General features: G+C 44.6%; 18 protein-coding genes. 2 read left to right on the top strand and 16 right to left on the bottom strand.

The window, feature by feature from the left end; translation table 11 throughout:
• The 16 genes from QZ942_RS13320 to QZ942_RS13395 form a co-directional block, all read right to left on the bottom strand.
• Positions 1-4,309, bottom strand: a 4,309-nt coding sequence (locus QZ942_RS13320; RefSeq protein WP_292996434.1) for a contractile injection system tape measure protein, incomplete at its 3' end; no start/stop codon positions are given.
• 6 nt (positions 4,310-4,315) lie between these two features.
• The gene (locus QZ942_RS13325; RefSeq protein WP_292996437.1) at positions 4,316-7,423 is read right to left on the bottom strand and encodes a hypothetical protein; all 3,108 of its coding nucleotides are present in this window, start codon (positions 7,421-7,423) and stop codon (positions 4,316-4,318) included.
• Positions 7,410-7,739: a hypothetical protein gene (locus tag QZ942_RS13330; protein WP_292996439.1), complete on the bottom strand. Its 330-nt coding sequence runs from the start codon at positions 7,737-7,739 to the stop codon at positions 7,410-7,412. Before QZ942_RS13330 ends, QZ942_RS13325 begins: the two co-directional genes overlap by 14 nt.
• A 5-nt stretch (positions 7,740-7,744) precedes the next feature.
• Positions 7,745-8,572: a hypothetical protein gene (locus QZ942_RS13335; protein ID WP_292996442.1), complete on the bottom strand. Its 828-nt coding sequence runs from the start codon at positions 8,570-8,572 to the stop codon at positions 7,745-7,747.
• Positions 8,545-12,408: a baseplate J/gp47 family protein gene (locus tag QZ942_RS13340; RefSeq protein WP_292996444.1), complete on the bottom strand. Its 3,864-nt coding sequence runs from the start codon at positions 12,406-12,408 to the stop codon at positions 8,545-8,547. The genes QZ942_RS13335 and QZ942_RS13340 overlap by 28 nt, the downstream gene beginning before the upstream one ends.
• Before the next feature lie 18 nt (positions 12,409-12,426).
• On the bottom strand, positions 12,427-12,849 hold the full coding sequence (locus QZ942_RS13345; RefSeq protein ID WP_292996447.1) for a GPW/gp25 family protein: 423 nt from the start codon (positions 12,847-12,849) through the stop codon (positions 12,427-12,429).
• Between the two features lie 19 nt (positions 12,850-12,868).
• On the bottom strand, positions 12,869-13,168 hold the full coding sequence (locus QZ942_RS13350) for a PAAR domain-containing protein (RefSeq protein ID WP_292996449.1): 300 nt from the start codon (positions 13,166-13,168) through the stop codon (positions 12,869-12,871).
• Positions 13,169-13,217: 49 nt separating this feature from the next.
• Positions 13,218-15,008, bottom strand: coding sequence for a type VI secretion system tip protein VgrG (vgrG, locus tag QZ942_RS13355; protein WP_292996452.1), 1,791 nt, complete (start codon positions 15,006-15,008; stop codon positions 13,218-13,220).
• Positions 15,009-15,016: 8 nt separating this feature from the next.
• Positions 15,017-15,718: a hypothetical protein gene (locus QZ942_RS13360; protein ID WP_292996454.1), complete on the bottom strand. Its 702-nt coding sequence runs from the start codon at positions 15,716-15,718 to the stop codon at positions 15,017-15,019.
• Entirely contained in the window at positions 15,719-15,883 is a 165-nt protein-coding gene (locus QZ942_RS13365; protein ID WP_292996457.1) for a DUF5908 family protein, read from the bottom strand.
• An 18-nt stretch (positions 15,884-15,901) separates the two neighbouring features.
• Complete coding sequence (locus QZ942_RS13370) at positions 15,902-16,372, bottom strand: phage tail protein (protein ID WP_292996459.1); 471 nt, start codon at positions 16,370-16,372, stop codon at positions 15,902-15,904.
• 38 nt (positions 16,373-16,410) lie between these two features.
• Positions 16,411-16,869, bottom strand: a complete 459-nt coding sequence (locus QZ942_RS13375; RefSeq protein ID WP_292996462.1) for a phage tail protein — start codon at positions 16,867-16,869, stop codon at positions 16,411-16,413.
• Positions 16,870-16,942: 73 nt separating this feature from the next.
• Positions 16,943-18,517: a phage tail sheath C-terminal domain-containing protein gene (locus QZ942_RS13380; protein WP_292996464.1), complete on the bottom strand. Its 1,575-nt coding sequence runs from the start codon at positions 18,515-18,517 to the stop codon at positions 16,943-16,945.
• Positions 18,518-18,700: 183 nt separating this feature from the next.
• Complete coding sequence (locus QZ942_RS13385; protein ID WP_292996467.1) at positions 18,701-19,561, bottom strand: hypothetical protein; 861 nt, start codon at positions 19,559-19,561, stop codon at positions 18,701-18,703.
• A gap of 90 nt (positions 19,562-19,651) precedes the next feature.
• The gene (locus tag QZ942_RS13390) at positions 19,652-20,221 is read right to left on the bottom strand and encodes a DUF4255 domain-containing protein (protein ID WP_292996469.1); all 570 of its coding nucleotides are present in this window, start codon (positions 20,219-20,221) and stop codon (positions 19,652-19,654) included.
• A gap of 37 nt (positions 20,222-20,258) precedes the next feature.
• Positions 20,259-21,779, bottom strand: coding sequence for a helicase HerA-like domain-containing protein (locus QZ942_RS13395; protein ID WP_292996472.1), 1,521 nt, complete (start codon positions 21,777-21,779; stop codon positions 20,259-20,261).
• A 208-nt stretch (positions 21,780-21,987) separates the two neighbouring features.
• Between QZ942_RS13395 and glk the strand changes: the two genes are divergently transcribed.
• Together glk and glgP are read left to right on the top strand one after the other, a co-directional pair.
• Complete coding sequence (gene glk, locus QZ942_RS13400; protein ID WP_292996474.1) at positions 21,988-22,986, top strand: glucokinase; 999 nt, start codon at positions 21,988-21,990, stop codon at positions 22,984-22,986.
• A gap of 91 nt (positions 22,987-23,077) precedes the next feature.
• The gene (gene glgP / locus QZ942_RS13405; protein WP_292996476.1) at positions 23,078-25,630 is read left to right on the top strand and encodes an alpha-glucan family phosphorylase; all 2,553 of its coding nucleotides are present in this window, start codon (positions 23,078-23,080) and stop codon (positions 25,628-25,630) included.
• Positions 25,631-25,644 lie beyond the last annotated feature (14 nt).

Raw genomic sequence — 25,644 nt, forward strand, 5'->3', positions numbered from 1 at the left:
ACCAGGACCGTAGTATCACTTGTGAATCCGCTTCGCCGGATAGACTTTGTGCGATTGCTTCGATGTACGCAGCAGGCTCTGTGCTTGAATCAGCTTCTTCCAGCAGATATGCCAGGCTTGCTGTCCATATTTTCTGTCTCCAGTGTGTTTGTGTACTTCGTCCGGTTATGCCAGTCGAGTGATATAGCTTGTCTCCTTGGGCCAGCAGTTGTTCGATCAGCGCTGCAATTTGCGGTGCCAGCAGATAGACAATATCTAGCAGGATCGGCTGCGGCAGTTTACTTACCAGTTGGGTGCGCAGTTCCGGTGATCGAATTAGGTCGCGTAGTTGTTGCTTAAGGGCGATAATCCGTACTTCTGTTGTATCCGACACAGCGCTTTCTGTTTCTACCAGCTTTGCCTTGCATAGCGCTGCGACTATCCGTAAATACAAAGCGGTATGCGTCGTCTGGATTTCAGATTTTCTTTCCGACTGGGTGGTGGATTGGGTGTCTGTGGGTTCTGCCTGTGCCGCTTTGTTCCAGTCCGGGTTGTTATTGTCGTTTCGGCTAGTGGCTCGCTGCGCCATTTTTGTAATTGCTTCCAAGTCAATTTCCCGGCCTTGCAGCAGGTCTTCCAACAATCTCTGGTAATACGGTTGCTGGTCGCTTACTTGATTGGCTTGTGTTTCTATCGCTTGCAGAAAGGGGAGTCGATCAGTGCTAGAAATAGAAGCTTCGGTTGTGAGCAGCATTTCAACCAGGTGGCGTAATTCGGCTGCATTCAGTTGTGCCGTTGTTAATTCATAACGGCCGCTTCGTAAATCTTGATAAATACGTTGCAGTTGCGCTGGATATTGGGTAGCCAACTCTTCCAGCATTGTGCCTAAGTCTTGCTGCTCGGTAAGTCGCTTACCCATGGCCAAGCGCTGGTGTGATCTCCAGTACGCAGCATTTTCTTCAGATTGTTCTGTAACAACGTCCGCAGTTCTTCGCGTTGTTTCGTTCCAGACGGGTGCATTTTCCCGGAAGGTCTGTAAGATCGTATGCAGCGCGCCGAAGGTTCTGCTTTGATCCAAGGCGTCATACCAGGCGCGTAGTATCACTTGTGAATCCGCTGCGTCGGGTAAACTTTGTGCGATTGCTTGAATGTACGCGGCAGGTTCCGTTCCCGGTCTAACTGCTGTCTGCAGATAAGCCAAGCTGGCAGCCCATATCTGTTGCTTCCAATGCTTCTGTGTACTCCGGTGTGTCACAGCAGGCCATCGATACAGTAGTGCCGCCTGTGCCAGCAGCTGTTCGATAAGTGCCGCCATCTGCGGTGCCAGCAGGAAGGTGATGTCTAGCAGAATCGATTCTGGTAATTTACTCGCCAATTGTGCGCGCAGTTCCACCGACCGAAGCAAGTCGCGCAGTTGTTGCTTAAGGGCCGCATTCCGCGATTCCGGTGAGTTCAATGCAACGCTTTCTAGCTCTATCAGCTTTGCTTTGCGTAGCGCTGCTACTATCCTTGAATACAGTGATTCATTCGCCGCTTCGGCTTGTCTTGGTGCTTCGGTAGTTGGCTGAATACTTGTTGATTCTGCTTTCTCTGCTTTTTCTATCCCTTCTATTCCCTTTGCCCGCGCTTCTTTTTCCCAAGCTGCATTGGGTTGATTCCATTGCAGCTCACTTGTAATGAGTGCCTGTAAAATCGTATGAATCGTGCCAAAGGTTTTGCTTTGATCCAGTGCGTCATACCAGGACCGTAGTATCACTTGTGAATCCGCTTCGCCGGATAGACTTTGTGCGATTGCTTCGATGTACGCAGCAGGCTCTGTGCTTGAATCAGCTTCTTCCAGCAGATATGCCAGGCTTGCTGTCCATATTTTCTGTCTCCAGTGTGTTTGTGTACTTCGTCCGGTTATGCCAGTCGAGTGATATAGCTTGTCTCCTTGGGCCAGCAGTTGTTCGATCAGCGCTGCAATTTGCGGTGCCAGCAGATAGACAATATCTAGCAGGATCGGCTGCGGCAGTTTACTTACCAGTTGGGTGCGCAGTTCCGGTGATCGAATTAGGTCGCGTAGTTGTTGCTTAAGGGCGATAATCCGTACTTCTGTTGTATCCGACACAGCGCTTTCTGTTTCTACCAGCTTTGCCTTGCATAGCGCTGCGACTATCCGTAAATACAAAGCGGTATGCGTCGTCTGGATTTCAGATTTTCTTTCCGACTGGGTGGTGGATTGGGTGTCTGTGGGTTCTGCCTGTGCCGCTTTGTTCCAGTCCGGGTTGTTATTGTCGTTTCGGCTAGTGGCTCGCTGCGCCATTTTTGTAATTGCTTCCAAGTCAATTTCCCGGCCTTGCAGCAGGTCTTCCAACAATCTCTGGTAATACGGTTGCTGGTCGCTTACTTGATTGGCTTGTGTTTCTATCGCTTGCAGAAAGGGGAGTCGATCAGTGCTAGAAATAGAAGCTTCGGTTGTGAGCAGCATTTCAACCAGGTGGCGTAATTCGGCTGCATTCAGTTGTGCCGTTGTTAATTCATAACGGCCGCTTCGTAAATCTTGATAAATACGTTGCAGTTGCGCTGGATATTGGGTAGCCAACTCTTCCAGCATTGTGCCTAAGTCTTGCTGCTCGGTAAGTCGCTTACCCATGGCCAAGCGCTGGTGTGATCTCCAGTACGCAGCATTTTCTTCAGATTGTTCTGTAACAACGTCCGCAGTTCTTCGCGTTGTTTCGTTCCAGACGGGTGCATTTTCCCGGAAGGTCTGTAAGATCGTATGCAGCGCGCCGAAGGTTCTGCTTTGATCCAAGGCGTCATACCAGGCGCGTAGTATCACTTGTGAATCCGCTGCGTCGGGTAAACTTTGTGCGATTGCTTGAATGTACGCGGCAGGTTCCGTTCCCGGTCTAACTGCTGTCTGCAGATAAGCCAAGCTGGCAGCCCATATCTGTTGCTTCCAATGCTTCTGTGTACTCCGGTGTGTCACAGCAGGCCATCGATACAGTAGTGCCGCCTGTGCCAGCAGCTGTTCGATAAGTGCCGCCATCTGCGGTGCCAGCAGGCAGGCGATATCTAGCAGGATCGATTCTGGTAATTTACTCGCCAATTGAGCGCGTAGTTCCACCGACCGAAGCAAGTCGCGCAGTTGTTTCTTAAGGGTTGCATTCCGCGATTCCGCTGAGTCCGATGTAGTGCTTTCTAGTTCTATCAGCTTTGCTTTGCGTAGCGCTGCTACTATCCTTGAATACAGTGATTCATTCGCCGCTTCGGCTTGTCTTGTTACTTCGGCAGTTGGCTGGACAGTTGTTAATTCGGCTTTTTCCACCCCTCCAGCCCCTTCCAGTCCATCTACTTCGCCTCCTGATAGGTCCCTTCCGCTCCCCCGGGGTGTGGGTGTGGCTATGGCTATGGCTAAGTCTTCTTCAGATACCTGAGTCTGGCCAATTGGGTATGCATGGAGTATCTGCAATGAAACATAGAGCATATCCCTGATTTTTCCTTCTTCACTGAATTGCTTAGCTGTCAGTGATATTCTCTGTAGCAGCAGAACCGGATCTTGCATTTGCATCACTGCCATATTCTTAACAAATCCGCCTAAAAGTACCACTGGATTTGCAGAAAGCCGAGAATCATCAAGTAGAAATTCAAATAGCTTAATCCACACTGCATCTACCCATTCAGTCTGATTGTCTGGAACAAAGCCGCTTTCTATCACTGCGAATCGATAGACCATCAAAAAATCCAGAAACAGATGTGCATGTGTTGGCACAATTTTGCTTAATAAGTTTTCCAGATGGCGTTGTGAGAACTGAGAAACCAGACGGTTGATGAGTGTAGCCCTATCAGATTTTGGCGCTCGTTTGAGCAGAGTAACCAGTGCCCCTCCAGCTTCTTGTAATACTTGCTGAAGCATTTTCTCATGCACACGCGCATCAGCTGTATCAATATGCCAAGGCATACTGCCTGTCAGCAGAAAATCTTGCAGTTTCTCCAGATCGGACTGAATTTTACTGAATCGTTTCGCTGGTAATATACCGTGCGATTCTAATTCAGGCTGTTGATCGTCTTTCCGGATGCCCCTCAGCTTGTCACTCAGCTTCTCTTGCAAGCGCCGTAGCAGCTCGACATAAAAATCATCATTCGAAATATTGCCCAGATCAATTTCTATGTGATCTAAACGCAATACCGATTCCGCTTCATCAAAGTCATTTAAAATCACATCAATGGCAGGTAACAACCTTGCTGTCAGCCAAGCGTTCATTTCTGACTCATATTCATTGGCTATTGCCACTGAATCAAACGAACAGTCAAAAATTAGCTCATCAATGCGATGTATTGTTGACATGTGCTATTAAATCCAACATTCACATTCGGTTTCTTTCCTGTTCTTTAGCAGAAAAGAAATCAGCCTTTCCGATGCTTTATTCAATTGATCGCGATTACTCTGGTTATTGTGTAAATTGGCTTGCCGCATACAAAATAACCAAATTCTATAGCGCTGTTCAAAATCTTGCATATAAACAAAATCAAGCCAGTAGAACTCGGGGAAAATATGTGCAGGGAGATTCTTAATGACAGTTTCTTGCGCAAATTTCCTGAATTCTTTATTTGAGAATCTTGCCGTCCAGGATGGAAAAATTACACTAATACGAAAATCAAAAAATGACTCACTATCCGAAACGCCGTTGAGTTCACTTTCTCTCTTGGGCCGTAACAGCACGTGCTCGAGCATATGGAAGTTTTCACAGGCCATATTCAGTTGCGTGACAGTACTACAAAACTCATGCGCATATGACGTTGCTTCATCCAAACTATCCTTGCTGCCAAGCGGCCACAGCAGGTCATTCTGTTCAGATTTTAAACACACGACCGTCTTTTGGCCGGAACTTACGAGTCTATAGTTTTTTAATTCAACACCTTCTTTAAAAACAGAGTAACCAAAAGCTGGAAGCTTTTCAGGAATAACCACTTCTGTATACTTCTCTTCATCGAAGAATACAGAAATTCCCTTATTGTCCATTTCTGCTGGTAAGAAGCTGATCCCCTCTGCCAGAACTTGGTCAGGTATTAGACGGCTGTTCCTTTTGATCAATACATCTGTAATGGATGAAATACAATCGAACTGGCTGAGTCCAAGTAAAATACTTATCCGTTTATGGACACCGGCAATATTTTTTTTCTCCTCCTCGCATCCAGTGAGCGCTGGGTGTAAATAGTTAAAACCTTTCGCTCTATCGCGTGAAATCTCTCGAATACACTTCAGAAAATTAATTTTATTTTCGATAATCCATTTACCCGGATCAATACGCCGGTAACAATCGAACTCTAATAGTGATCGTTGTGGATATTGTTCGCCATACATCGCTAACAATGTATCCAATACACGATTTCTGCGATCAATGAAACGATCATAATGCACAAGAATCTCAGAAAGCAAAGCTTGACTGTGTGGCTTGCCTTTCACATACAATGACTCAATGTCTGGAATATTCTGATTGGTCAGAAACTGTGAGAAACACGATTGCTCAAGTTCAGAATCTAAAGAAAAAAGCCTTGGAATCTCTTGCAGGTTTTTTAAGTAATTTGCCATCAACTGCTCAAATGGAAACAAATATGCTTTTAATTGCTTAGCCTTCGCTTTTGTTTTAGCTGATTCTGAACGCGGAATACCATAGCGGTTAATGCCGTAAATAGCCGGAAATTGATTCTGGATTGAAAAATAATCCTCTAGCGCACGCCGCTGCCCTTCAGGTAACTGAATCAATTGCGCAAAGGATGGACGATTATTCCTGAATGCATGGTATTCAAATATTAATTTCCTAAGTTCCAACCGGGCTTCTTCCAATAGCGCTTCATCTTGTTTATTTTCGTAGTATTCAAAGCTGGTTGTTTTAGCGCTTTGATCCTTACGGCTTGCACCTTGTCGAAGCACTAGCCGCAAAATCTGCATCGACTTGCCAGTTTCGGGAAAACATAAATCCGGAAGTTTGGATGAATCGTAGGAAATACTCGTGTACATCTGGTTTTCCTGATCGATCAGATACAGATCATGAACCTTGACAACGCCCTCGATTTGATTGATCAGAGAAATTAAATCGACAACACTTAAAATCTCCTGTGATATTTCAAAACATCGATCGCGGATATATCCATGCGTGGTTAACGGACCTGAGAAAATCTGCTCGTAGCTACCGGTCTGACTGAATATGGATTCATAGCGATCAATTTGAATGCCGGAAGAGATATAGTGCGCACATTTGAGGAAAATTTCCGCATAAATTTTTGCGGTATTGTAAGAAGGTCGTATTTCCACTTCTCCCGCCAGGTAATACGGTATCGTCTGGAAAATCTCGATCCGATCAACATCCTCACAAAGATTTCGATGTCTCGCAAAAACGGATAAAATTCTTTGTTTAATGGCGATCTCATCCAGCTTTCCCACCACCTGATCGAAATTCTCAGTTGATGAAAACAAATCCTTTTTGATTCCTCGCAATGTTTTATCCAGCTTGGACAAAGCAATATCAAACCGTGACAATGGGATAGCTAGCTTTGCCAGCAAGTCGCCACAGAGAGAAATCAAATTATCAGAATTTGATTCGAGCTCAGATAGGATAGGCTTTAGTGCATCGATTAGTTTTGCATAACTGAATACGATATGCAGTTTTGACAAAACCGCATCTAATCTAGAAGTTAAATCTGGGCTATCGGGTGAATCGATAATCACCGACCAAATATAATTGATCTGACTCCATAATCTGTCCACATACGCCAAGCTCGTATCGAGTTGATGCAGGATTTTTCCTATTTGATCATCAAGCTGCTTAGCCTCATCCACTAACAGGCATGTGCTTCCAACTAGAATACCTCCCTTTTTGAAGGTTCCATACCAGGCATCCAGGCGATCGCCCAGTTGATCGAGGAGTATATGTATACTGTTTGAAGTGGCACTTAATCGTTCCAATTTTCCGGACAGTTCGCTCAGACTCGCATTGCGCTCCGGCTTGCCGGCATGACTCCTAATCGACTCATCATCAATTTTCACATAGATAGTGTACAAGCCTCTTGCTGCCGAGCCTCCTCCCGCAGCGCAAGGCTCAAGCCAGATATAATCAATCTCAGGAATCGCGTCATAAAGAATTTTCTGGTAGTCAACTTCGGTGACTGCAGCACTGGGCAGGATGTCTTCAGGCGAGAATAAAGCTTGCTGCGGGTAATCAATCCGATTCTTTTCATTAACCAGATAATCCTGAATCTCAAATCCTGACCGGTAGGAGAGTTCTGTCAATCCATAGCAGAGCTGCTCCAGGATGGTGACTCCGGGGTCATGCAAATTATAGTCAGTCCAGATTTCTCCGCATAAATCCTGAACCTTGTTGATTGCTTCTTTTCTTAACGTTTCAAAATCAAGCCCATCGGGATCGATTCTGATGCGTTGTATTTGGTTAGATTCCGGCATGCTCTGATGAAGCCGCATCTGCGCGCTGATTATCCATTTGCACTTGGATCTGCTGGTTTAAAACAGCCAGCAGCTTATGCACACGTTGATAGGGCATATTGCCTAAAGCTTTAATGGAAAACGAAAGCTCGGATTCAGTAAAAGTAAATTCTTGCCGCGCGTTTTGCGCAACACCGGGTGGAAACACACTGTTGGCTTGTTGATTTAATTTACCAATCAATTCAAAAACAGATTTGAATGGGCATTCAGCAAGCGCTTCCAAAAGTAAATTACCCTCTTCAAGATTTAAATAAATTGTTAAAACATGCGCGGACATTTTGTTTATTTTTTATCCTGTCTTTTTCTCAAAACTTTCGGCGACGCTACTTCCGGTTCCCTTTCGCTCCCATACATGACCGGATCATGCCATAGCCGGGTGATATGATAGTTCACCCATATCTTGTCACCATATGAAGACTCGACACGAAGCTGCAGTGTATATTCGAAGTTCTCGGTATTAGCACCGTTTTCCCAGCGTAACTCGAGGCGATTACATTTTGCGCCGTAATGCGCTTGATGATAGGTGATGTGGCTTTTATCATGATAGGTATTGAGTGCAAACGCATGCATTAAGGCAAACTTACCATCAGCATCTTTACCACCGACCCCCGCAACCACTTCAAAAGCCTGGCAACCTGTCAGCATTTCGGTAATATCGTGCCAGTTTCCATCTGCAGGCACTGCCAGCTCCCCACGGCGTCCTACTCTTCCATAACAGGCAATCGTACCGGCAACATCAAGCTCGAACCGAGGGTTATCCGTATTGATCCCCACACCCATTTTAGGCACATCGCCCGACTCAGTGTTATCACTGCCAACGCTTCGTAATGTTAGAATATGCGGGTTACTGCTATTGCCAAAACTCAGATTCTCAGTTGCTTTATCAATACCAACAAACCACATGGAACTCAGTGTCGCCATATTCTGATAAAAACTCATCAGCTTTCCATCTCCCAACTGGAAAATTCTGAGCCCATCCTCCACTGTCTTTTCAAATCCGTCATCGACCAGATTCAGTGTCGAATCAATTAAATCGGCAAACGCCACTTCAGATGGCATTCTGCCATTCTTGAACTTGGCTTCTAATGTTTTTCTATCTTTTCGCGCCATTTTTCGTCAGAAATTATAAAAGTACCGCCGATTTCAAGTTCCCCAATTCCCGTCGCCTCAGGTTCAATCAAAGTGTAGCTTTCATCAATTTCGATAAAATGCTGCTTAATAGGCGCCACGATACTCCAAGGATATTTAGGAATAATATCCCTGAATCCCGAGTCCGAATCAGCTCTCTTCTTATCCGCACTATCCAACAAATCAAAGTAGTCTCCCTCTAAAGGCGCAATGCGCAATATCGAGAGATTGGTAACACGATCCACATAATCCAGATTCTGAATATAAGACTCGATATCCTGTTTGCTAATTATCCAGCCAAAATGACTGGTATATCCGACTGTCTCGTTCCAAGGCGAAAGAAAATCTGAAATTGCCTGATTCAAGTGACCCAAATACATACCAGCTAGCAATGAATTTTTTAGCTTAACCGTGCATCTGACCTGTATCACTTCATAAACAGGGTTATCGACGTGAATTGTTGTGAATGGCGGCGCAAGCTTGCTAATAAAATCTTTCACCTCATTAACCAAATGGCCGCTCAGAAAAGGTTTCTGTGTAGCCACTTCGTTCTGAGTAAGATAGGGTACAGCCACGATCAGTACATGCCCAGGGGAAAAGCGTTGTTCGGTTACAAAATCGGGGCTCATGTTTGGAAAGCACTTTACTTTATAGACTTGTGGAAACTGCTCCAAGATTAACAACTCATAATCGGCCGGTAATAACGCTCGTTTTTTATGTTTCAATCTCTCACCAATACGGATTCGAAAATGATTACGATCTTCTGCTAAGTTGCCGCCAAAGGATTGCTGAACTTGTCTTATGCCGCCTATCCCTGGGATTGATTTTCGCGTTCGTGATACGGTTCCGGCAGGCAATCTGATCAGGTTACTGGGTATCGTATTTTTATCCGTATATCTGCTTGCTCTTAACGCTTGCGCATAAATCGAATAAAGGCTGCAGAATTTCTCCAGATCATGATCAGACGATACACATAACCAGGATAATCCCCTGGGTAAAACCGAGTTTTCTTGAGTGATATCTTTCGGAATATTCAAAGTTATGATTCCTGATTTCATGAATCCATGGGTAGAGTCCGATATGATTTCTTTCTTGTTTAATGACACCCATTGGTTATTAGCAAGATAAAACCACTGGAGTGCTCCCAATTGAACGTTCTCAATCGGTAATGAATTCTCACGTAGATAAAAATATAACGTAATCACGCCGCCATTAGCCAATCCCTTTAGCCCAATAAATAAATTGCCAGAATACGAATAGTATGGCAATAGAAAACGCGACCGATCCGCTCCCGGGATCGAATCCTCCCAACCCAGCGGATGAAGGTAAATCATCCTCTCCTGCATTGCATCAATACAGTTCACTTCTTCCTTACCGGAAACTATCTTTGAAGATGCCTTATAGTTCACTGCGATTGATGTAATGATGGGTGTATAAGGCGGGTTAGGTATTTTCTTAAGTAACTTGGCATGCTTTTGCTTGGCATTGAAAGTGAGCACTTCAGCCAATGCATTAGGATACTCCCGATGACCGAAAGCTTGTATTGGCGACACCAATGTAAATTTAAAGAATCCCTTATTGGTGGATGGCGTATAGCTGAGTTCTGCTTTAGAACTGCGGTACTCCCAAGGATTCCAATAAGATATGACGGAACCGCAATACAGTTTACTGTACTCGCTCACTTCCTCCCCACCATTAGGATCCAGTTTTATTTGAAAAAGCGAGCTGACAACCGCCGTCTTCGCATTCTCAGGCATCCATTTACCATTCGTCAGAACCGCAGTACTTATCTGAAAATCAGTATCGAGTGCTTCATAACCTTGATAATGTGTTCTAAATCCACCCATACCTGCGGGTAAACCGCCCCATTGAATCTCTACATTGAAATCTAACAGTTGTTTTCCCGCTGCCTCCGGGCAACCAATAATCAGATAAGAACCTACTTCCGGAAGCGGACCAAAAGGTGTAAAAGGCGTCGCTGATGATAACTGGCCAATACTATTATGCAGCCGAAGAGTCCTGCATCCTTCTACCGCCACATCAATCTCGATCCAGACCAATTCAAGCTTACTCAAAATTCCATAGGGGTACAAATAACACTTGGGATTCAGTGTAAAACTCACTACGGGCAATTGAGTTTCATAGCCATCACCGTGAATATCCCGGTCATAGGGAATAATCGGCGGGAAATTTTCAGGCAGAAAAAAAGTGATTGCCAAACTGTTTTGTTCTTGTTGTTGTGCAGTGCCAGAATACGAAGGCTGATATTCCGGTATTTCCAGCCAACCTTCTGCAGTCGACAGACTGACAATGAAAATATCTCTGAAAGCTTTAAAAAAGACCTGCTGTTTCTGAATGAGTGTTATCGCATCACCATTCTTGGATAATTGCATGGCTTCAGCAATTTTCTCAATCCATCGCTCCAATGTTAGCTTTCCTTCACCCAATGTTGCATCGGCATATTTCATTTTAATACAGACAGTCCGCCGTCCTTCCTGCAGTAACAAAGCTTTACTGGCTATCGCAAATCCAATACGCGCATGCTTCACCCGAACAATCTCTTCACCTATCTTTGGCGCACCAAATAATGGATGCACCTGAACATTACCCTGATCTGTATCATTTGTGCCAGTCAAAACCGGCACGTCATTGAGCCAGCAGCCTGTGGCAAACTGCCTCTCATGTCCATCCGCTTCACCAGTGAGCACAATGGATTCTAGCAATTTATTCTCGGGAGAATTTAATACATCCCGTTGAAAAAATAATGTATGGACGGCACTCACTGTTGCATCGTTTACCCAGACATCATCAGCGGCTGTATAAACAATATCCTGCTTATTCTCATCTTGCCCCGCCGAAAATTCTGTTCCCTTCGGAATGAGTATGTCGCAATCCTTCTTGTTGGGAACAATCACCAAGTAAACATAATCAGGCGAATAGCCGCGCGCCTGTACTTTCAATACCTGATCGTAATAGAAATCCACATAATTCAGTGTGAACCGGTTAATCTTATTGTGCAGTTTCTGAAATAACTGCAAGAAAGCAAGTAACAGTCCGACGGCTGGATCATGATCACCGCTAACCAAAGAAACAGACAATAACTTTGCTGCACTCATCTGTACCATCTCAATGGCTTTTATGAAAGCATAAAAGCATGACCGAATCGGCGTTTTATCGCGCACATCAACAACAGAATCGGCGTGCTTGAGTGGATTCCCTTCTGCCGGAGCAAATGCAAGCGCAATCAAATCGCGCGAAAAAATTTCTTCTACCGTTTTATGCGAAAGATAACCGGTCAAATATTGCCCAAGTATATCGATATCTTTCTTAAGTCCGATAATCACGCTCTCCAGAACTTTGCGTAACTCGATTCCGACTTGGTTTTGTGATAGGGCCAGTAATTGAAGCCAATTATCCAGCATACTGATTGCTGTATAGGCCGAGATCATGTGCTGGCTGATTTCTTTCGAGGGTACTGCAAGCAGTGCTTTAATCAATTCGTCGCTGGCATCGGTCGTATATGTTTTGTACATCGTGCTGGTCATCAATTTATTCAGATCCAGTGCCAGTATCGTTGTGATAACTACTGTTTCATCCACTGAAAAAAATTGATCCCAGGCACCGTCTTCCTTATTATTCAGGTTATAAAACGTCATCACCTGCGCATAATCAACCACCATCGCCAAAAGTGTGTGAAAGTGCATGTCAGCCAGATTGAAGTAATCTTTCTCAAGTGCCGGCAACAATCTCTTCGCCTGACTTCTACCGTCACTAATATGCAGATGATAATTTGCAGGTAAGCTAGCTCGAGAGCTCATTCATTCACCAAGAAAACCTTATAATTTAACATTAGTACCTTCAGTGAAATAAAATGGATACACAATGTTGTGACGATTATTGGTTGCTCGCACGATATAAGTGATATTAATTTTTATTAAACCATTCAATATATCTTCCCTACTATCTGAATCCACTCTGATATTTTCCACGAGAATCCGCGGTTCAAAAAAAAGTATCGCACGTTTAATCAGGTCGACAATAACTGTTACCGCAGTTTCATTAATTTCTTCAAAGATTTGTGTTTTCAAACCACAGCCATAAGTAGGTTGCATCACCCGTTCGCCAGGATCTGTAGACAGAAGGATAAATAGGCTTTCACGAATATCCTCTTCCGCCGAAACTTTCCTCACTGATCCATACTTATTGAACTCCGGTGGGAATCCCCATCCGGTCCCAAGAAAAGATTTATCAACACTCATCGTTTACACCATTGCCATGCTAGCCGCCGATCATCACTGTTGGGAAACCAACAACGATCGCACCACCATGTGCCGTTGTATCCCCAATTCTGGCAGCCGGCTTATTACTGATCATGACAGTGGCTGAACCTTTAACAATGCTGTCGGGTGGCCCGACGCAAATACACATATCACCCACCACAGCAGCCGGCAAATTACCGATTAGAACAGTAGACACACAGGGTCCGCTTATAGGCCCGCCCACATGTGGAATAGGAACTACCGCGGGTGTTTGCATCGGGCATGTATGCATATCTGTAATTCTCGCTGCTGGCGGCATAGTTCACTCCTGTAAAAATAGGTCGGTATCTTGAATGCTCAAGAAACGCCTAATTGATCATGACAATACCACCTTTCACCGTAGTCTGGCCACTCGCAGACAATTCAGCGGTAGCATTGCCTTTTGCACTAAAACCAACATTTGCCTGATGATTTATATTGAGCCCTTGATTCTTTATATCCGCTTGAGCAGTCGATTCTATATTTCCGACCGCATCGATAGTCACTTTACCTTTTGCGCTGATCTTAATGTCTTTAGGGCTATCTATAATAATGCCGCTGGAATTGAGCTCAATCTTGTTGGAATTTTGATCTTGCAGCAGAATGGATTTTTGGTCATCGCTAATGACTATTTTGTTATTACCCGGTGTAATCAGCGTAATTATTTTCTTCTCATCATCAAATTCGAGTTTAAGCTTACTCCGGGTTACGATTGCTTTAATGAAATTATCCGCAGTTAATTCGTAGGGAGGTTTCCTGTTGTTGCTGTACAAACTACCCAGAATAACCGGATACGACGGATCATCGTTAAAATAACCCAGCACCACTTCATCGCCGATTTCAGGTACAAAAAAGGCACCCAGCCCGTTTGATCCATAAAAACTGGCCAGCCGTGCCCAAACCCCATCTGTTTCTGACTGCAAAACCGGAACGGATACTTGTATTTTGTACTGGCCTTCCGGATCCGCATCGAGTTTTTTTACCACGCCGATCTGCAACCCACTCACCCCGGGCACCCAGCCGGATGCCAATGGCGCTTCGGCCTTATATTGCTCAGCAAACCACTGCGGTGAAAGACCAAACTCAATTTCCGTTACCCAGTTTCCTTGTTTAATTTCATGCTTTACCGCTGTCACCAATACGTTACCATTAAAACGATTACCCACCCCTTTCAGCTCAACGAGCTCGCCAATTTTTACCTTAGCACTTCCCTGGAACGCGGCGTAGCCTCTAATTCTAGCCAAACCCGATTTTACTTGCTGTCCCTTCACCCAATCGGTTAATGCGGTGCTTTCAAGAGGCGCATCGGTCTGCAAACGAAAATAATCCGGAGCAACCACGCCAGCCAATTCAGCAGCAGCAAGATCACCTTGGCCTGTCAGTTGATTTGGACCCGCTTGTTGTTCTTGTATCGCTTGATCAGTCAAATTCCAGGCGATCCCTTTAACCACCGAGAATTGTGAAGCAGCATCCACATCCGCACCAAACGTCATCAAATCAATACCGTAAGTCAGTGTCAGCACGGCTTCACCCTCTACCTGCGGTGCTTTCACACTCACTTTACCGGCATCAACAGTCACCAAGAAACCATTGGCTTCCGCTCTGATCAGCATAAAATCCCAGTCTGTACAATAATATTGCACCAGCTCCTTAAAACTGGTCGTAGTGGCCGTCACGTCAGAAGTTAACCCACTATAAGCGCCAATCAATTTACCGATGACATCACTATCTTTGGAATCAACAAAATTGGCATTCTTACGACCGATCGTCATAGCAACAGCGCTGTCTCTACATTGCACGATCAAACGGGAAAAATTGTCGCCATCCATTTTTATGCCATGTTTAGTGACAATTCCTTTGAAAACAGTAATCGTTTGATTGGCATAGCCAGCGTTGATGGTGATCACAGCACCCGGTTTAAAATCATCCGCATTACTAACTGGAAAATCATTACTCGGCATATCCCCATCCAGCAGGATTATTTTAGCGCTAGGTATTTTGTTAACGCCATAGGTGATTTCAACAGAAACAATTTGAACGGTATCGGCTATCGCTGCACCATTACTCAAAATGGCCACCGAAACGACACCCGTGCTGCCCATTAATGGGGAATCTGCCATAGCAAACCTCAGCTTAACGGAGGGAATTGAAGCTTTATCCCTGGTTTTAGATCACGAAAATTTGTCAGATTGTTAATCTTGGCAACTTCAATGTAATAGGTACAGTCCCGATAAATCTGATAACACAGGAGCGGTAAGGTATCACCTGCTTTTACCTCGATCAGATGGGTTAAATCAGGAGACTCTGTTGCTGCTTCCTTGGATATTTCTTCGCTGCTCTGATACTCAATGAATGTAAGAGTGACTTTAGCTCGCAGCGGCACACCGCTGGGTTTAAACAAAGTGTAGTCAAATTTGAGTGACTCTATTCGTCCATAAAATAGTAGTTCCCCCCACTTTAACTGTACAATCGGCGCCTCATGTTTGGTGCCTATGTACGTATAAACCACCTCTTTTAATAAATCAATCTGCTCCTTAACCGGAACCGGATCACTCAGCGTTGAACTCAGATTGGCAACGACAGCACCAGTCGCATCCAGTATTAATTCTTTCAGAACAATTTTTTCAGGGTGGCTTGCGTCATATTTGGTTTCAGTTCCTGGCTGCCCCAGAACCCTGTTTTTTGAATAGCTCAGTTTAAAAGTATGCTCATATCCGGCAGGATTGATCATTGCTTCAAACTTTTTCCTGGAGCTATCAACGCTTATTTTTCCGTTATTCACGGAACAAGGAGAGATCGTTAGAAGCGCTTTTGCACCACTAAGAATCATCTAACGATCTCCCTTTTCCTGCAGAATATCAATAATCAAACGCCGGCATTCTGCGAGCATCTCTTCTTTTAAGAGCCGATGCTCTTCTGATAACTCGAGATCTTCGTTCTCTGTTCTCTGCACGATATTTGATTTAATCAGCAATTGTTTAATCTCTATCGACATTTCGTATTCTTGTAGATATCAAATGATACGATTTGAGGAGGTATAACTTAGCACAATCTTTTCTATGGCCACTTCGTTTTTAGTCGATCCAAAGCTTTCTACTTCCCACTTCAGTGGATAAGCAGAATCAAAAGACCAGCCTCGAATAGGCACTTTGTCTTCGTTCATCAAAAATACCAAAACAGGCAATGGTTTGATAGCCAGACTCAAACCAGATTCCAGCGTTGCTTTACACCATAAGACTAACGGCGAAGTCAGCGGAGCGATGCCACGTTTAAGCGACAGATTGGAATGTTTGATACCTTTCGGCAATTGCCGGACAAATCTATTCTCACCGCCCTCTACAACTGATTCGACATCCATTTCTATATCAATCCCAGATACCTCTTGGAAAGAGGTATCTGCCGCCAATCCTAAAGGAGGTGCTACCACCACCTTAAAATAAAAAGCAGATGGTGGATAAACATCTCCGAATAGTGAAATACTCATCAGGTACTAGCCTGCTTGCAAAATCAGAGGAATAACGATCAACTATTTGCAATAGTCAGACCTTCATGCACGATTTCTATGCTCTCAATCGCCACTTCATTACCTTCCGATTTCAAGTCGGTGCCGGTAATCTTTGTCGGCCAAGCATTCGTCAGTGTCCATACCATTGTGGCCTTACCGGTTTCATCCAGCAGACTGATGGTAACCGGCAATCGTTTAATCGTATTCATTTTAATTTGTTTAAACCAATCCCAGAATTTGTTATCCCCTTTAAAGATGCCTTTCTTCATAGTGATATTTCCGACCTTCTTCATTCCCGGCATCTTGATCACCGAAAACTCCGGGCTATCGCCATGACGATATTTGATTTCCTCTGACTGGATGTCCAATCCGCTCACTTCCTGAAATGACATCACTTGAGAATCCCACTTAACCTGAAAATAAAACTTTGGCATGGGCCAAACAGTAGTCGATTGACTTGATCCATCATCTGCCATAACTTACCTCTACTTTTATGATTAAGAAATAAACGTCTTTGCCAACTGCATCGGTAACGCAATAACTTCCAAGTTAAGATTTCTGCATCTGTTGCTGGAATGTAATCTCGATAAACTCTGCCGGACGGCTCAGTGCAACCAAAACAGTGACACGTAACATGCCATCCAGAATATCCTGCGGTGTCATGGTTTCACCCAGACCAACAAATACGCCAAACGCATCATCCGGTGATGCGCCGGCCAAGCCGCCGCGCTTCCAAATGCTGGTTAGGAAATTACTGATCATACTTTTGATTGTCACCCAGGTACTGGAAACATTGGGTTCAAACACGTAAGCCTTAGTTGCCAGCTTGATGGACTCTTCCAGCATGATCATGGTTCTGCGCACATTGATATAGCGCCAATCCAAGCTGTTGCCATCCAATGTACGCGCACCCCATACCAGCGTACCTTCACCAATAAAAGTCCGTATCGCATTGATTGATTTACCTGCCGTTGTCACGTTCAGATCTTCCTGTTGATCATGGGTAATCTCAACGGATGGCGAAATAACCGCGCTCAGACTCACATTGGCAGGAGCCTTCCACACACCCCGCGAATTATCGACCATTGTATAAACACCTGCCATACCCGCACTCGGGGGGAGCAGATTGAGTTTATGTTTGATGTTATCGATTATCGTGTTATATGCTGGACAAACAACACTCAGAATCTTATGCAGATCTCCATCGGTCGACATTGCGTCTGTTTTAGGTGTGACACCGATTTCTGCAATCTTCTCAGCAATTTCAGTTTTCTTCTTAGCATCTAACTGACTATTGTCCAATTCAGTTTTTAATATTTCCTGTAACTTAGGCAGGTTGGAGATATTACCAAAACTCAAATCACTAGTTTGCACAATAGAAGTATTGAGCCAAGGATAATACGCTGCCGCAAAATCCAGATTGTTTGTTCCAAGATCATTCCTGAAATTGTCGATACACTGACTATCCTGAGCTTCTTTATAGCCATCATAAACATCTAGGATTGCAAAGCGATTCTTCATCACTTGTCCGCAATGGCTGAGTACAGCTTGTTGCAAAGCGATACAATCTGCTTCAGCCAATGACATGGCATCAGGTATCACCACCATAGTCGGTTCTTGCTCTTTTAATAAAATACCGACACCGCCACTCAGATCCTTTTTTTCTACTTTCTTTTGATCATAATTGCCCACAGAAATGACATAACAAGCACCGCCGCCATTTTGAAAAAAAAGCATCATGCTGTGATACAAAAAATAGCGCGCGCCTTGAAGTCCCAGAATATAATCTTTGTCATTGTTCGAGAAATCAGCTTCTACAATAACTGTTGATGCTGCTGCAGTTTTAGTATCGCCCTCTTTCTTTGCATCAGCCGCCTTATCTGCCGCCTTGGTAGCTGTCAGCTCTGCAATTTCATATTGCGTATTGGGTGGTCCGCCAAAGAAACTATTGAACTCGGACATAGATGAAATACGCCACGCTTTGTTTAATAAAGACTTTCCTTTATTACTGGCTTTTTCTGTATAACCGATAAATGCCGGCACTGCAGTAGCAACCTCCACCACTGAGTTAGGAAATGCACTCTTTTCAACAATGTAAACACCCGGTGTTTTATACTGCCCCATAATCTGCTCCTTTTAATTGGAATAGTAGCGCTCAACAACAACTTTTATCACCTAACTTTACAAATTCTATCTATTACCTTGTTTCAATTTAACATATAACAGCTTAACGGAAGTACTGTTAATTCTCAAGCGTCACGAAAAAAATGGGAATGACGCAGATTAGTTTAGCACTCAGATATCAGATTAATTGATATAAATCTCCGAGACATTTTCCATTTTTCCACTCATCATTTCTCCATATATTTGATTCACACTTGCATTGGGAAGGCGTTTGATGAGTACCTTATCTCCCATGTTTCCGGACTCCCTTAATTGCAAGCGATGATGATGCTGTTCTTGCATTGGAATCGCAACTGACGACTGTAGCAAGATTGCTTCACGATGCCCGGGCAGTAGGATACTCCCTGCATTATTGAATTGAACTACATTATCCAAATCCGCTATATAAACATTGCGTTTAGACAAATCCCCGGAAATATAATATTTCCAGAAAGATTGGTTGGTTGTGAATCGAATATAAAATTTTCTTGCGGCCACATCCAGTTTTTCTGAACACAGCCCTTGCGCATCGGCAGTAACAAACATCTGGACAATAAAAGCGGGCTTTACGAGATAGTCTTTTCGATCCAGTATACCTTCCAACTGATCAGCCTTACTATCAATCAGTGCTTCATCGGTGACATTGGGGCCGTTATGCAACATCTGCTTATCCGTTGGATCGAGCGTTATGTGTTGATTATTTAAAAGAAGAATCGTGTTATCGGGCGGCGCACCCGGAGTTGTGTAGCGAAAAAAATTACTGTCTTTAGAAAAAACTTTAAAAACCAAAGCAAATTCATCTTCCGCATGGAGACGCAAGATATCGATCTTCTCTTCATCAAAATAAATTGCAACACCGCTTTCTGACGATTTGAGCAGTAGACCTGCTTTCCGTAGGAGCGCAGCACAAGAATTTGTGGGAACAAATTCGAGCGTTTTGCAATTGCCCCCTAAAAAATAAGCATGTTCAACGGTAACACTCAATAGCGGACGATAAGTGCCCATATTCTAATCAATCCTTGATTTTCCTCGAATCACAACACACCTGAAATTGCAGCCCTCATGCTATCACTCTATCTTTCATCCTAGCTTAATCTATTGCACTGTGGTTTTAGGTTCACCCACAACCGAAACGCGACCCACAATATCTTCAGCATCGAAAGCAACCATCCGCACTTTATACAATATCGAAGGTAAATATTTCCCCCCTAAAGCACCCCAAAGATTGCTCAGATCTTGAATCGAAAGATTCTCGATATCCAAAATAAGCTTTTCTATTCGCGCATCCAACTCAGGTGCTGTCTGATGATTCATCACATGATTCTTCTGAAAAAAACTAATGGTACTGGATAGAAATTTCAACGCTTCGGGATAATTACTGCCGGTAAAATTGGCTGTCATCATGAGGTACAGATTAAAATAGAGCGGTGTACTGCTCTGTATTTCACGCTCCCCCACTTCATGTGAACGCACCTGCCGGAATGGAACGGTATCTTTCTCGATATTAACCAGAAAAATAACCAGCTTGTTATTAACATTGGCTGCAACACTCCCGTCCACTTCCAGCAAATTGGAAACCACCACCACATCTTCACCCAAATTGTAAGTACGCCGCAAGTACTGATTCAGTTGCGTGGCGAGAAGCTGTACGGCCAGATTAATCATAATGGGTATCGGTAGTTTGTTTGTGATGACGGAATGACTAGCGCCGTTTTTGGCCTAATAATGATCCCAACAAGCCGCGGGTAATTTCACGCGCAATGGACGAACCCACCGAACGGGCTGCGCTCTTTGCAAACGCGTCAATCACCCCCTCACGGCGCCCGCCACGTTTCCCGGATGAACCCAACAATAAGTCGCCTAAATCCCCCAAAATTCCCTCGCTCGTTGGTTTCTGCAAATTTTCGGAACCTTTGGCTTGCGATGAATTGCCAAGCGGCTTTTCACTGCCGACTCGCGCCTGTAATAATTCAAAAGCACTTTCACGATCGATCTCCTGTTCGTACACACCCGCCACAAGGGAGGATTGAATCAGTTGTTTTCGTTCATCTGCAGTAATCGGACCAATCTGACTAACCGGAGGTACTATAAAAGCACGCTCGGTAATACTGGGAGAACCCTCAGAATCGAGAAAAGAGATCAGTGCTTCACCAACGGAAAGCTCAAGAATGGCTTGTTTGACATTCAGTTTCGGATTAGGCCGCATGGTTTCAGCAATAGCATTCACTGCTTTCTGGTCACGCGGCGTGAATGCGCGTAACGCGTGCTGAACGCGATTACCCAGTTGCGTTAATACTTTCTCCGGAATATCAAACGGGTTTTGTGTAACGAAAAAAACCCCCACACCTTTGGAGCGGATCAGTCTCACGACTTGCTCGATCTTCTCCAGCAAAGCGGGAGACGCCATACTAAACAACAAGTGCGCTTCGTCAAAAAAGAATACCAGTTTAGGTTTTTCACGATCACCGTTTTCCGGCAAATTTTCATACAATTCAGACAGCATCCAGAGCAAGTACGTGCTGTACAACCGCGGTAAATTTAACAACTTATCAGCGGCCAGAATATTGATGACACCTTTGCCATCGATCGTTTGCATTAAATCCTCGATATTGAGCATCGGCTCACCAAAGAACTTGTCCCCGCCCTGCTTTTCTATCTGCAACAAACTGCGCTGGATCGCACCGATCGAAGCGGATGAAACATTGCCGTACTGGGTTCTGAATTTGTCGGCATTGTCACCAACAAATTGCAATAATGCACGCAAATCCTTCAAATCGAGTAACAACAGACTATGATCATCGGCTACTTTAAAAACCAATGCGAGGACGCCTTCTTGTGTTTCATTCAGATTCAGCAGACGTGCCAGCAGCAGTGGCCCCATATCAGAAATCGTCGCACGTAACGGATGACCATTTTCCTGGAGTACATCCCACAAAGTCACTGGAAAACCTTCCCATTCCGGTAGATCCAGTTTTAACAGATCCACACGTGTTTTTACTTTTCCGGACAACGATCCAGGTTTACAAATACCCGTCAAATCGCCTTTAACATCCGCCATAAATACCGGCACACCGATACTGGAGAAACACTCTGCCAATTTCTGCAAGGTAACCGTCTTACCGGTACCGGTTGCACCGGTAATGCAGCCATGACGTGTTGCCATCGCAGGCAGAAGCGCCAAGTCAGTTTCGCTTGTTTTAGCGATGATCAATGATTCAGCCATAATGTATTCAATAAAAATACTTTAAAAAATTACCGGTTGAGAAATCAATTCTTTCCAATTTCCGAGAAAATGTACTGAATGTCCAATTGTATGTCAAACCATAGCAAAGACAATGAAAACATGTCTATCGATGTATACTATTGCTTGGGCACTGATGCACGCACCAGTTTTTAAGCAAGCTTCCTAGAAAATTTCTGGATTGATAACCTTGATCAAACAGCTTATTTATGGCGACATTGGCGGCACCAAAACCATTCTGCAATTGGCTGAAATAAGAGACGGAGAAATCCATCAGCAATTCACCTATCGTTATGACAGCGCCGCTTTTGTCACTTTCTCTGACATGCTGAGAGACTTCCTGACTCGAACCGAGACAGTCAATCATCCGGTAGCTGCCTGCTTCGCAATCGCAGGGCCTATCGTTGCACAGCAAACAAAAGTAACCAATTTACCCTGGCAAATAAGTAGCACGAACATTTCGGATGAATTTTCTATTCCCGTTGTCAAGCTCATCAATGATTTTGAAGCGGCAGCCTTAGCGATTGAAAGCCTGTCACCCAACGATTTAATAACATTACAAACAGGGCAAGTCAACGCACAAGGGATGCGTGTCGTACTGGGCGCGGGCACAGGGATGGGCGTGGCCTGGCTTACCTGGCTGGAAGGTCGCTATTTCGCATTGCCGACTGAGGCAGGTCATATGGATTTTGCACCGGTCAATGAATTGCAGATCCACTTGTTCAAGGCATTACATGATAAATTCGGCCATGTATCGGTAGAACGTTTGCTATCCGGATCCGGATTAACCAATATTTTTAATTTCCTGCAAATGAATGCAGCGATAGCTTCAGATTTAGCACCAGTTAATCTTGAGGAAGACAGCGGCGCCACCATAACCGCACTGGCTCAGACCCGCAAACACCCGATCGCAATCAAATCATTGAATTTATTTTCTGAGATTTATGGTGCCTACGCAGGTAATCTGGCGCTGGCTGGATTATGCCGGGGTGGCGTTTACATAGCGGGCGGCATTGCCCCTCGGATTATTAATATATTAAGCTCAGGTGGCTTTATGCGCGCATTTCGAGACAAAGGACGATTTTCTGCATTGATGAATGAAATTCCCGTGCATGTCATAACAAATACTGAAATCAGCTTGCTCGGTGCCAAACAAGAGGCACATAATCTGTTCAATAGTCAGGATTGAAAATTTGGCGGTTTCAAGATTCAATTCCCATTCTTCAACACAATGAATTAGCCACCCATACAAAAAATAAATCTCATCAAGGAGAGTCAACATGTTTTCGAGAACTGCTTTCACCATTACCGTCAATCCTAAAATACCACCGCGTCTTAAGCGTCTGGAAGAATTGGCCAACAATCTCTGGTATAGCTGGGATCGTGCCACGCGCACGCTTTTTTCCCGCCTTGATCCGAATTTATGGGAAGCAGTAGGACATAATCCCAAGGCATTTCTTAAACGCGTGGATGAATCAGCACTGCTAAAAGCAACGGAAGATCGGGTTTTCCTCGCGACCTACAATAGCATCCTGTCCACTTACGATTCCTATCACGACGCATCATCGCAGGATTATGCAGGGCACTTAGGCCCGCAAGATCAGGTTGCCTATTTTTGTTTCGAATTTGGTTTTCATGAAAGTTTACCGATTTATTCCGGCGGTCTGGGCATCCTGGCTGGAGACCACTGTAAAGCAGCCAGCGACCTACACTTGCCATTCGTAGCGATTGGCTTGCTCTATCGCCAAGGCTATTTTTCTCAAACGATTGATAGTTTGGGCAATCAACAGGTTACCTACACCATCTCGGATTTTGAGGATCTGCCCGTCACGCCAGTCTTGCATGAGAATGGTTCGAGTGTGCAAATCGAAGTGGCATTGCCGCAACGCACCATTGTTGCAAAAGTATGGCAGGCAAAAATAGGCCATGTCACACTTTATCTGCTCGATACCGACTTACCGGAAAATTCTCCACAAGACCGCTATATCACGCACAACCTGTATGGGGGTGACCGGACCATGCGGATTGAACAGGAGATTATTCTGGGTATCGGCGGTGTACGTGCACTCCAAGCGCTTGGCATCAAACCGACTGTGTGGCATATCAACGAAGGTCATGCTGCTTTTATGATTCTCGAGCGCATTCACAATCTGGTCGCACAAGGACTTGATTTTGCCAGTGCGTTGGAAAGTGTGGCCGTCAATACCGTATTCACAACGCATACTGCGGTACCTGCCGGGCATGATCATTTCAGTGCAGAGATGATGCAAACTTATTTTGCCAGCTTTTATCAGAATCTCAACATTACACGCGAAGAATTTCTGTCACTCGGCCATGTATCCGATAGCCCTGACTTCAACATGACGGCACTGGCGATCCACGGTTCACGCACACACAATGGTGTCAGCAAAATACACGGCGACGTATCAGCCAATATCTGCCGAGATTTGTGGCCACAGATTGAACCGGAGGAAAATCCGATCTCCTATATTACGAATGGTGTTCACGTGCCAACCTTCCTGGCGCAGGAATGGTCTGATCTGTTTGATCGTTATCTCGGTCATGAATGGCGCAATAAGATGTGCGATACCGGCTATTGGTCAGGTATTAATGCCATACCCGATCATTTATTCTGGAGTGTGCGTCAATCGTTAAAATCGCAAATGTTTCACGGCATCCGTTCTCGCATCACGGATCAAAACACCAGAAATCATGGCTCTGAAGCCCATCTTGACCGGCTACTAAAGTTTGTTGATCCCATCAATCCAAACGTACTGACATTGGGCTTTGCACGTCGATTCGCCACGTATAAGCGTGCCGCTTTACTATTCGAAAACCTCGACTGGTTGCGGAAAATTATCCTTGATCAAGACCGCCCTGTGTTGCTGATCTTTTCCGGCAAGGCACACCCAGCCGATGTACCGGGTCAGGATGTCATCCGGAGAATCAGTCAGATTGCACAATTCCCAGAATTTGAAGGCCGCCTTTTATTAATTGAAGGCTATGATTTACGGCTCGCCCGCCGCTTAGTTGCTGGCGTGGATGTTTGGCTTAACAATCCGATCTATCCGCTCGAAGCCAGTGGCACATCGGGCATGAAAGCAGGCATTAACGGCGCCATTAACTTGAGTGTATTAGATGGCTGGTGGGGAGAAGGCTACGACGGCAAAAATGGCTGGGCGATCAAACCCGGTCCGAGAGATATGGAGGATGCGCTGCGCGATAAAGAAGAAAGCCGCGCACTGTATGAAATCCTGCAAGATCAGGTCGTTCCACTCTATTACAATTATGGCAAACTCGGGTATTCGCCTGAATGGGTAAAAATGGCCAAACATTCGATGATGTCACTACTGCCACGTTATAACTCGACCCGCATGGTCGATGAATACGTCACGAAATTCTATCGCTCAGCCAGTAACAAAGGCATGCAATACGCAGCCAATGATTTTTCTGGCGCAAAAAATATTGCTGCTTGGAAAGCCAAAATAAGAAACGCTTGGCGCGGCGTAACACTGCGCCGCTTAGACATTCCCTCTGAACGCGCTCATTTTAGTGAAGCATTGAATTTTAAGGTGGCTGCCAAACTGAACAATCTGGAACCGGAGGATGTCATCGTAGAGCTACTGATGCACCGCCAGTATAAAAAAACCCGATTAACCAACTTTAATCATTTCAAGTTTGAATATACAGGCACAAAGGACTCAGACGAACATATTTTTGAGCTCCGGCTAACACCGGAATTGTGTGGCAAGCAGGAATATTACATTCGAATTTACCCCTGCCATCCGTTACTGTCCCATCCGCTGGAAATGGGTATGATGGTTTGGTTGTAAATTACGATAGCGTT

It is taken from the genome of Nitrosomonas sp. (genome assembly GCF_021731985.1).
In the GTDB taxonomy this organism is placed as follows: Bacteria; Pseudomonadota; Gammaproteobacteria; order Burkholderiales; family Nitrosomonadaceae; genus Nitrosomonas.